Source organism: Rhodococcus sp. IEGM 1379 (genome assembly GCF_030056815.1).
In the GTDB taxonomy this organism is placed as follows: Bacteria; Actinomycetota; Actinomycetes; order Mycobacteriales; family Mycobacteriaceae; genus Rhodococcus_F.
Window position 1 is genome coordinate 40,840 of sequence record NZ_JASHKR010000033.1, and the last position, 9,717, is coordinate 50,556.

A 9,717-nucleotide genomic window follows, 5' to 3' on the forward strand; every position below is an offset into this window, starting at 1 on the left:
TGACGCCGAGTTGATTCTATCCGCGAGCGCGCCCTACCTACGCGGAACCCGCCTGGTCGGCGCAACCCGAGGAGGATCGGCCACCGTCGACGGCGCGACCGCCACGCTTTCGTGTGAGTTGAGCGCCCGCACCCGACCGATCACAGTCTTCGCGTGACCGACGCGGCGCAACCTCACTGTCCGCGAGCCTCCGGGTGCCAGATGGAACCAGGAATCCTCCGGATCGAATCCGTGCAGGTCCAGCGAAACGTACTGCGCCGTACCTTCGGACGTGACGTCGACGACCCACTCGTCGTCGCCGACCGCGCGTGCGATTGCCGACAGCCCCAACGAGCGTTCGAGAGGCCGGGCGGCGCTCCCCAACAGGTGCACTACCTCGTCGAGCACCGTTCCCTCGTCGTTCTCGAGGGTGACTGTGACGGCGTCGTAATTGGGCGGGCCGAACTTGAAAACATGTGTGAGATCGGTGAATCGTCCGACCACGGCGTCGACGGACAGGCTCTGGCTTCCGTGAGCCTCGATCTTGACCGCGGCGACGGCATTCACCGGCACGATCCCGGACCTGCTGTGCGCCCGGATACGGATTTCGCCGACGACCGGCTGCGCGGTCTCGTTCAGCACGTCGAGACGAAGCCCGTCCATTCCATCGTCTGTGACGATGAGAGCCAGTGGTTTCGAGTAGCGCCGAAGCACGTACCACGGCGCTTTGGGGGTGCCCTGCCAGTCGAGGACTCCCCATCCCGGCCCCGGTTCGAGATCCATCAGTGCCAGGGTGAGGGCGCCGTCGCATCCGGAATCTGCTCGACGCCAATGGCCGAGAACTGCCCCGAACGCTTCACAGATCGCTGCTCGGCCCAGGTCGAGATAATGTTCGGGATCGGACCAGCGCACCTCGCTCGGATCCTCACCGAACAACGTCTTGACGTAGTGATCGCGAACGTCTTCGAAATCCCACGAAGACCCGTTGTCACGCGGTACCGCTGCTTTCCACGCCGGATGATGACCCGCCGCCGACACGGAACCGAATGCGGATTCGATGACGTTGTTGGAAGGCGGAATCGCAAATGCCAGGCACTCTGCCGCAAATCGCACGCGTGCGCGCGTCACGTCGTCGAGCGGACGACGGTAGGCACCCACTCCGAAATAGTGCGCGATACCGCTACCGACGTGGGTAACCAACTCGTCGCGCTCGGGCGGAGCGGACGGCGACGACGTCACGTATTCGACGTGGGGTGCGAGATCGGCGATCAACGACGGCAACTGAGAGTGAATGATCGAGATCTGCTGATCGACCAAACCGAGCATGGCCGGCTGTTGCTCGGTTTCGCTTCCACCACAGAGGACCACGAGAGCAGGATTGCCGCCGACGCGCCGGAGAAACGCACGTATCTCAGCTGAGAACAGTGCGAAGAACTCTGCGGTGTCCGGAGGATCGAGTGTCGCAAGCATCGCATCCTGCCAGACGAGAATGCCCAGCCGTGCGCACTCGTTCCAGAAATGATCGCTCTCGTAAACCATGGTGCCCGGAACCCGAAGCATGTTCACGCCGGCGCCGGCGCACCGTTCGAGCACCTGAGTTGTCAAGGTCTCGGATTGGAAGGAGATCGGATCGGTAGGCACCCACACCGAGCCCCGGCAGTACACGTCAATATCGTTGACCGACAGGCGAAATCCGCCACCGCTTCGATCAACCTCGAGGCTGCGAAAACCGACGTTCCCCAGCTCGAAGACCTTTCCGCCGACCTCGATCGACACCGGGTACCGGTGCTGGGCGCCATGCGTGTGCGGCCACCAGAGATCCACGTCGGGAATCTCGACGACACCGGTGACGTCGGCCAGTCCATCTCTGCCTGGTTTGACGGCGAGCGACCCGCGCACCGCACCGACAGCCACCGCGACGGCCACAACACCGTTCGGCAAGCCCGAGAGCCGTGCCGTGATCTCGACCTCACCTGCGCCGCCGACGACGCTGGCATCCAACGCCCGAGAAACAACGCCAACCTTGTGGGTATCCAGTAATCGGATGCCTCGCCACGGTCCCACCGGAACGGGAACTCCGGAAAACACCGCCGCCCGCCCCAGCAGGGTCGTGCGTATCCACCTCAACCCTTGCTCGCGGACCAAAGCCGAACGCCATCGGCCGCGTGGCCGACGCGAACTCAATACCGCTGCCAGCGAATGAAAGTGAATGGCGATCGTGATCTCACGCCCGCTCGTCGTATCACGGGTCACGATCGCTTCACCGGGAACGAACATAGACTCCGACGAGATGGTCAACGTGTTGTCTATCCAGACATCGGCAAACGCTGTCAGCCCGTCGAAGTGGAGCAGCCACGACCCCTCACCGGTCGTGGCCACCCGAGTGACGAACCACCAGTCCATGGTGTCGAGCGCCTTGATGTCAACGGACCCGGGCCCGTCCAATTCGCGAATCGCCCCCGCCACGGTTCCCGGTACCGTCGCCCGGTGCCACTCCCCGGAGATCGCGGCCAGCTCGGCCGGATTCGACACCACTCCGGGATCTGTTGCGATACAACGCCAATCTGCTCCGTCAAGCAAATCTTCTCGAGAGTAGCGTGCCATCACACCAGCCTGAGGTGTCGCTGCGATTCGACTCCGACGATGGCCGTAATGATTTCCATGGAGTTCTTCCAGGACACTGCCATCTCGTCGAGTTGATCACGGGGGTCCACGGCGCGTCCCCTCGCCGCACGCGCCATCTGGAATTGAACACTCTTTGCTCCCGCAGCAACCTTGCGGAAGCCTTCGGCAGCCTCAACTGTTCCGGAAAACCCTGCCGTGTCGAGAAATTCGCTGACATCGCCCGCAAGTTCAGCGCTGGCACCGCATTGACGCAACAATCCGAACGACCAGAGATGAAAGGCATCCATACCTGCCGCCTGGACCCACTCGGAATCCTCGACCACTCGTCGGCCCAACTCGCGCACCGGATTTCCCGGCGGACGGACTGCAACATTTCGACGCGCAACGTCCGCGACGTTCCCGGCATTCATTGCATAACCTGGAGAGAGTCGAATCTGTTCGACGTAAGGAACAAACGACGGCAAACTCGAACGATCGAGGTCGAAAACACCGGAGAAATCTTCACCCCGCAAAACATGGTATCCACTGTTGTGAAAGTACTCGAGTTCGCCCGCTACCCGATCGATCCGATTGGGAACAATCGTGGTTTTGGTATGCGCCTCATGGTAACTCGTCCCCAATGTGTCGGGAAGCCAATAGCCGTCGACCTCCACGGTCGACAACATTCCCGCCGCGAGATTGTCCTCGATATGTACCAGCGGAGCTCGCCAGACATTCATCTCTGCGACGTCGATTCCGTACAGCGCCACAATGTCTTCGGCCTTGAGCTTCAGAAAAGTCCACTGCGTACCGTCGAACCTCGACGAAAATGCACAGGCCAACGCCGGCACCGGGTCGAGCTCGAGCGAATGCAGCACCTCGATCCACAAGTCCAGGTAGCAGTTGGTCTGCGCCCACACCCGATCATCGCGGTGAATGGCGTGCGAGGAGTACCCGTCGGGGACAACATCCAGGAGGCGTGCCATCACAAACCCATACGTCCGCGAATTTCCACCGGCCAGCCTGAGACCTTCAAGCCATGTGTCCGTAAGAGCGCCAAAGCAATACGTTCCATTCCGAATCCGACACAGGAACTGTGAGCAACCTCGCCGTCGGAAGTCGTAATTCCGAACGTCTGGCCGAAGTGGTCGAGGTGATTGTTGGACGACACGATCGCTGTGCCCGCGTCGTGGTCACCGTACAACCGAACCACGAGCTCCGTCTTCAGGTTTTCTTCACGTTGGTTTGCGGCCAACATACGGCCGGCCCGCCCGAAGAAGGGATCGTTTGCAATGACCGGCGTGGCCTCGAGGCCAAGTTCGTCGAGGACGCCGAGGCCGCGTCGAATCCAGGTTTCACGGTGAGCAGCCGCCACGTGGGCATCGCCGATGGTGACGAACTCGTGCATCCGGAACGCCTGCATACGCGCCGGGTCAATCGCGGGTTCGTGACGGAAGCAGAAACCGTAGATATCAAGCAGCACTCCGCCCTTGGGAAGGACGCCCGAGTACTGGGCATAGGCCGGATGGCAGGCAGCCGACACCAGCATCGTCTCTGTCGGTTCGAGATATCGATCCCACGATTCACCACTTGCACGATCAGAGAGCAACTGTGCGTGATCAAGATTGCTTCCGGTGAAAGTGTTGATCGCACCGGTCAGGTTGGGGAACGACGCGATGTAATCGGTACGTTCGAAACTGGTCCGCGGAAACACGGGAGGAAAGCGCAGGCGTGTCGCCGATGACCCCGGACCTGCCGCCACCACCACGCGGTCGATGCCGTCGATGATGTCCTCGAAAACCCCTGAGCGTCCGTACAGACCGTCCACATCAGTCTTGATGAGGAGGCCGCCTGCCAACAACTCCCGCTGAAACTCCGCCCTCGCAAGGTCGAGTTCAGAAGGGAAAGAATCAGTTTCGCTAGTTTCGGTACTGGTAGTCACAGTGTTCCTCGGTATCCGATAGCCATCTGGGCAGACCCCGCCATAATCCGATCGTTGTTCACCATTACCGCGGCGCCGTGCGCATCACGGAGATGCCGTCCGAGTGAATACTCGCTGTCCTCGCGATAACCCGAGATCCCGCAGATGAGCATTGTCTGACCGATGATCTCCACCACCGAGATCGACGTGGTGACCTTCAAGTTGTTCATCGACAATGCAAAACCGATGCTATCTGTTGTGGCCGACTCGTCGGACCCGTCTCGGGTCTGCGTAGCGAGGTCGTACCGACGAGCAGATGAATCCACCAGATCGGCGAATTGTTGTGCCACAGCAGCTGTTTCGGCCAACCGTAGAGCGCCGGGAGATGACACTCCCGGCTGCTTCCGGGCTGCAGCGCGCACATACTTGCGAGCTTTCTCGAGCGCTGCATCCGCAATACCCAGCCACACCGAACTCCACACCACATGCGAGACCGGAAGCATGGTGTTGGTGGAGATATGGGAATACGGCGCCTCCGCCACCATGTCCGGGGTGGAGGTGGCTCGAAGGATATATCCGACACTGCACGTTCCCCTCAGTCCGAGGGTATTCCAGTCGGTAGTCTTCTCCAGTGTGAGATCAGCTCGACGGCAGACGACCAGGACCTGGTCATTGGGCTGACTTTCCGGTGTTCGGCGAGCCGTGACGACTATCGCGTCTGCGTCCTCGCCGTACGAAATGACCGGCGCATTTTTGATCAGCAGCAAATGACCACCGAGATCTTCGACCGCACAATAACTTCGGCTGACGTCTCCGCCGATACCCAGTTCTGTGGTTGCCGATGCGAGCAACAATTGATTCGAGGTGACCTCGACAACAAATGCCCGAAGTGCCTCGGTATTTCCATGCTTGACCAACGAATAGATCTGGGTCTGATGCATCGCGAAGATCATTCCGCTGGCCGCACAGCGCGATCCGAGAATCCGTGCGATCTCGGAGACCTCACGCAAGGACAGCCCCTCACCGCCGAACTCCGTCGGCACGGCCACGGACAACAACCGCTGTTTACGCATCGCAGCAACCGCTTCTGCGGGGAAGCGCGCTTCCGCGTCGACCTCGTCGGCCCACAGTGCGGCAACCTCGTCCGCAACGAACCGCGCTCGTTCGTGGGCGGTTCCGACAACTAACTCGGACATCGGCATGCTCACGCGGCACCCAGACCGATCAATGCGTCTTCGATCGATTTGACGCTCGCGAATGTACTCTTGCGCAGCAACTCGTCCGGAAATTCGATATCGAACGAATCTTCCAGTGCCAGCATCACATTGACACTGGCATGGGATGTCAACCCCAATTCGTAGAGATCAGCTTCCACATCAATCGTGCTGACGTCGACTGCGAGCCGACCGTGCTCCACGAGCACCTTGCGAATTGCCTGATCACTCATCGGTGACATCGTCCTTCTGTTTTTTGCGAAATGTCGCAGCGCGTGGCAATCACCATTGCAATGGCGACGTCCGCCTCATGCGAAATAGATACTTGAAAATCTTGAAGGTCTTGCGCTAAGGCAAGTTTCGCTGCTTCACCGGAAAGTACTACTCCACATCCCCCCCACAGTTCTCGCGTGATCTCGATCGAATTCCACGGAAGCGGCGAGTCGAGTGGCCGGAGAACCTTGACCACCGCCTCCTTGGCCGCAAAACGAGCAGCCAACCGTTGATCTCGAGCCGGACCGTCACACGTCGTCAACTCGTGCGCCGTGAACGTCCGTTCCAGATAACGACGTCCGAAAAGATCGATACTCCGACTGATGTCGACAACGTTGACGACGTCGCAACCAATCCGAGGTCCGAAGTCCCGAGAGTCGACGTCCCGAGAGTCGACGTCCCGAGAGTCGACCGCCGACATGTGCCCACCGCTCATCTGGTTACCCCTTCCATCGGTGTACCGGGCGACCCCCTACGCCGCCCGCTACACCGACTTTGTGTCGTCGAACCCGTCTGCCTTGATCAACCCGACCAGTACAGCAACTGCCTGGCTACCAGGAGAACATACCGCAACATCTCAATGGTGGGCAAGATCGGACCAATCGATATTCAACTACCCGTTAAACATACTCTTGGTTTGTTTTAAAGTGCTGGTAACGAGAAAACCCGAAGAGCGAAATGGGAAAGCAGCAGTTTTCGAACCGCGGAATCACCCATCCGCGATTTCCTGCACCTAGCCTGAGCTCAGTGTTCCGTCCCAAGACGGCGTGCAGCGAACTGACGGAAATATTCAACCTTCGACTCAGGCACGACAACAGGAAGGACCATATTCCAGGACGACTTCATCGACTCGGACAACTCACGCACTGTTCCAGTCGCGGCCGCCACCAATCGAACACCCGACACCATCTGAAGCAAGAAACGTGCAATGTCCGAGGAATCGACGTCATGGCGCAAGTCGCCCTCATCGGCAGCGCGACTGGCAAGTTCCCGGAAGATGTCGAGCCAAACGTCGAATGTTGCCGGCCCCGATCCCCGGTAGTCACCGATCTCGACCAGCAAGCGGAAAGTCGCCCGAACAAGCACGTCGTGCGCACCGATGTCGACCGTCACCGACGAGATGCCGATCAGCGATTCCAATGCCGGCGTCCGACGGTCCAACCACAGCTCGCACTTGGCGTCGAACCGGGCTGCGCCTTCGTCGATCACCGCCCTGGCCAACTCTTCTTTGGAACCGAAGTGGAAGTACAGCGCCCCCTTGGTCACCTGCGATTCAGCGATGATCTCGCTCAAACTGGCGTTTGCGTACCCCAGACGTATGAATACGCCGGCCGCTCCGCGCAGTACCGAATCACGGGTGGCTTCCGCCCGTTCCTGCCTCACCATCGATCCGGCCTCCAATAACCACACATCGAACGCATCCTGACCCTTACCCGTTCACAGCGTCAAAATGGAAGGCACGGTCCAGCTTTCGGCGCACCTTACAAACAAACCGCATTTGTCCATCAAACGATCGTGATACAGCCAGCACAGCTTAGACTGCGATCCTGGTTCTACCGACAGGCACGCCTGCGTTAACCCTCCAATTGAGGGTCGGCCTCGAGATTGGTAAGCCCGTTCCAGCACAAATTCACCAAGTGCGCTGCCACAACTTCCTTGGACGGCGAGCGCTCGTCGAGCCACCACGTAGCCGTCGTCGACACCATTCCGACCAGCGCCTGCGCGTACATAGTTGCTAGTCCAGGGTCGAATCCACGCCGCGAGAAGTCTCCGGCCAGGAGGTACCCCACCTGACTGATCGCGTCGTTGAGGAGACTGGAATAAGTGCCACTGGGAGCCACGACAGATGAATCACGAACCAGGATTCGAAACCCGTCGGTATGTTCCTCGACATACGTGAGCAAAGCCAACGCAACCCGTTCGACTCGAACTCTCGAGCGATTCTGCGACAGCGAAGACGTGACCATCTCCAGCAGCCTCGACATCTCCCGATCGACCACGACGGCGTACAAACCTTCCTTGCCGCCGAAATGCTCGTAGACGACCGGTTTCGACACGTTGGCACGCTGAGCGATTTCCTCGATCGAGGTTGCTTCGTATCCGCGCTCGGCAAAGAGTGCCCGGCCGATCTCGATCAACTGCTGGCGACGCTGGGTGCCCGTCATCCGGACCCGAATCGCTCGCTCGGGTGCGCGGTCAACGCCCGTCGGACCGGGAACCGTTGCCATGACTGCCTCTTTCCACCGTGCTGTCGGGCGGTTGTTACCGCACCTGTGGAAGCAAGCCTATCGGCACCGCGCGACCCGAAACCGAGGAGCGGTTCGACCTACGTGGGGTCGGCATGCGATTATTCTCTCGCGTAATCCACCGTAAGGTACGGAGAGCGTGGCAGTCCGCCGTGGTGTAATGGCAGCACCTCTGATTTTGGTTCAGATAGTTCAGGTTCGAGTCCTGGCGGCGGAGCTGGTAGTTGATGATCGGCCGCAGTTGATGATCTATAGAGGGAGCTCAAACCAGTGCAAACCGCCGTGATCGTTCTCGCAGCGGGTGCAGGCACTCGGATGAAGTCCAAAACTCCCAAGGTCTTGCACACTCTCGCCGGCCGCACAATGCTCGCGCACTCCCTCCACGCCGCAGCGGCCCTGAATCCGACTCATCTCGTGACCGTCGTCGGACACGATCGTGAGCGAGTATCCGCAGCCGTGACATCCGTCGCCGCAGATTTGGACCGCTCGATCACCATCGCGGTGCAGGACGAGCAGAAGGGCACCGGGCACGCCGTCAGTTGCGGCCTCGAAGGCTTGCCCGCCGATTTCCGCGGCACCGTCCTGGTCACCGCAGCCGACGTCCCCCTCCTCGACGGCACGACCATCGCGAACCTTCTCGAGCGCCACACGAGTACACCGGCCGCCGCCGTGACGGTGTTGACGTCCACAGCTTCGGATCCCACCGGTTACGGCCGGATCCTGCGCACTACCGACGGCGAAGTCAACGCCATCGTCGAGGAGAAGGAAGCGACCGAGTCGCAGCGTTCGATCACCGAGGTCAACTCAGGCGTCTACGCCTTCGATTTCGAGACGCTGCGCGACGCACTGGCATCGCTCGATTCGAACAACGCGCAACACGAGTTCTATCTCACCGATGTGATCATGATCGCCCGACGAGCCGGTAAACGAGTTCGAGCGCAGCACATCGCCGATTCGGTTCTCGTCGCCGGCGCCAACGATCGTGTGCAGCTCGCGACCCTAGGTCGCGAATTGAACCGTCGGATCGTCGAAAAGTGGATGCGCGCCGGAGTATCCGTCGTTGATCCCGCGAGTACGTGGATCGACTGCGACGTCACCCTCGAACAAGACGTCACGCTGCTTCCCGGAGTGCAGTTAACCGGTGCCACTTCTGTCGGCGAAGACGCTGTGATCGGCCCAGATACAACTCTGACGGATATGACGGTGGGCGCCCGCGCCGTTGTCATCCGTTCACACGCCAGCGGGTCGACTGTCGGCGAGGACACCTCTGTGGGTCCCTTCGCCTACATTCGTCCGGGCACGAACCTTGGCGCCCACGGCAAACTCGGCGCCTACGTGGAAACGAAGAACGCCGATATCGGCGAGCATTCGAAGGTTCCGCATCTTACCTACGTCGGCGATGCCACCATCGGCCATCACAGCAACATCGGAGCTTCGAGCGTCTTCGTCAATTACGACGGGGTGAACAAGAGCCGTACTG

General features: G+C 60.2%; 9 protein-coding genes and 1 tRNA gene. 2 read left to right on the top strand and 8 right to left on the bottom strand.

What is annotated here, in order from left to right; translation table 11 throughout:
* Positions 1–33: 33 nt before the first annotated feature.
* The 8 genes from QM600_RS17890 to QM600_RS17925 all read right to left on the bottom strand — a co-directional run bounded on the left by QM600_RS17890 (position 34) and on the right by QM600_RS17925 (position 8,219).
* A complete protein-coding gene (locus tag QM600_RS17890) occupies positions 34–2,583 on the bottom strand; it encodes a glycosyl hydrolase 2 galactose-binding domain-containing protein (protein ID WP_283262836.1) in 2,550 nt (849 codons plus the stop codon).
* A complete protein-coding gene (locus QM600_RS17895; RefSeq protein WP_283262837.1) occupies positions 2,583–3,569 on the bottom strand; it encodes a DUF1839 family protein in 987 nt (328 codons plus the stop codon). Before QM600_RS17895 ends, QM600_RS17890 begins: the two co-directional genes overlap by 1 nt.
* Positions 3,569–4,540, bottom strand: coding sequence for an amino acid--[acyl-carrier-protein] ligase (locus QM600_RS17900; protein WP_502943017.1), 972 nt, complete (start codon positions 4,538–4,540; stop codon positions 3,569–3,571). The genes QM600_RS17895 and QM600_RS17900 overlap by 1 nt, the downstream gene beginning before the upstream one ends.
* Positions 4,522–5,706 (bottom strand): acyl-CoA dehydrogenase family protein, encoded by a 1,185-nt coding sequence (locus tag QM600_RS17905; RefSeq protein ID WP_283262846.1) that lies wholly within the window; start codon positions 5,704–5,706, stop codon positions 4,522–4,524. The genes QM600_RS17900 and QM600_RS17905 overlap by 19 nt, the downstream gene beginning before the upstream one ends.
* Positions 5,707–5,708: 2 nt before the next feature.
* The gene (locus tag QM600_RS17910; RefSeq protein WP_094274372.1) at positions 5,709–5,951 is read right to left on the bottom strand and encodes an acyl carrier protein; all 243 of its coding nucleotides are present in this window, start codon (positions 5,949–5,951) and stop codon (positions 5,709–5,711) included.
* Positions 5,948–6,427, bottom strand: a complete 480-nt coding sequence (locus QM600_RS17915) for a holo-ACP synthase (RefSeq protein ID WP_283262839.1) — start codon at positions 6,425–6,427, stop codon at positions 5,948–5,950. The genes QM600_RS17910 and QM600_RS17915 overlap by 4 nt, the downstream gene beginning before the upstream one ends.
* Positions 6,428–6,735: 308 nt before the next feature.
* Positions 6,736–7,377, bottom strand: a complete 642-nt coding sequence (locus QM600_RS17920; RefSeq protein WP_094274373.1) for a ScbR family autoregulator-binding transcription factor — start codon at positions 7,375–7,377, stop codon at positions 6,736–6,738.
* Positions 7,378–7,565: 188 nt separating this feature from the next.
* Positions 7,566–8,219: a TetR/AcrR family transcriptional regulator gene (locus QM600_RS17925; RefSeq protein WP_283262840.1), complete on the bottom strand. Its 654-nt coding sequence runs from the start codon at positions 8,217–8,219 to the stop codon at positions 7,566–7,568.
* 164 nt (positions 8,220–8,383) lie between these two features.
* On the opposite strand from QM600_RS17925, the gene QM600_RS17930 reads away from it, so the two are divergent.
* Positions 8,384–8,454 (top strand) — tRNA-Gln (locus QM600_RS17930).
* Positions 8,455–8,507: 53 nt separating this feature from the next.
* The coding region (gene glmU / locus QM600_RS17935; protein ID WP_283262841.1) for a bifunctional UDP-N-acetylglucosamine diphosphorylase/glucosamine-1-phosphate N-acetyltransferase GlmU at positions 8,508–9,717 on the top strand (1,210 nt) is incomplete at its 3' end.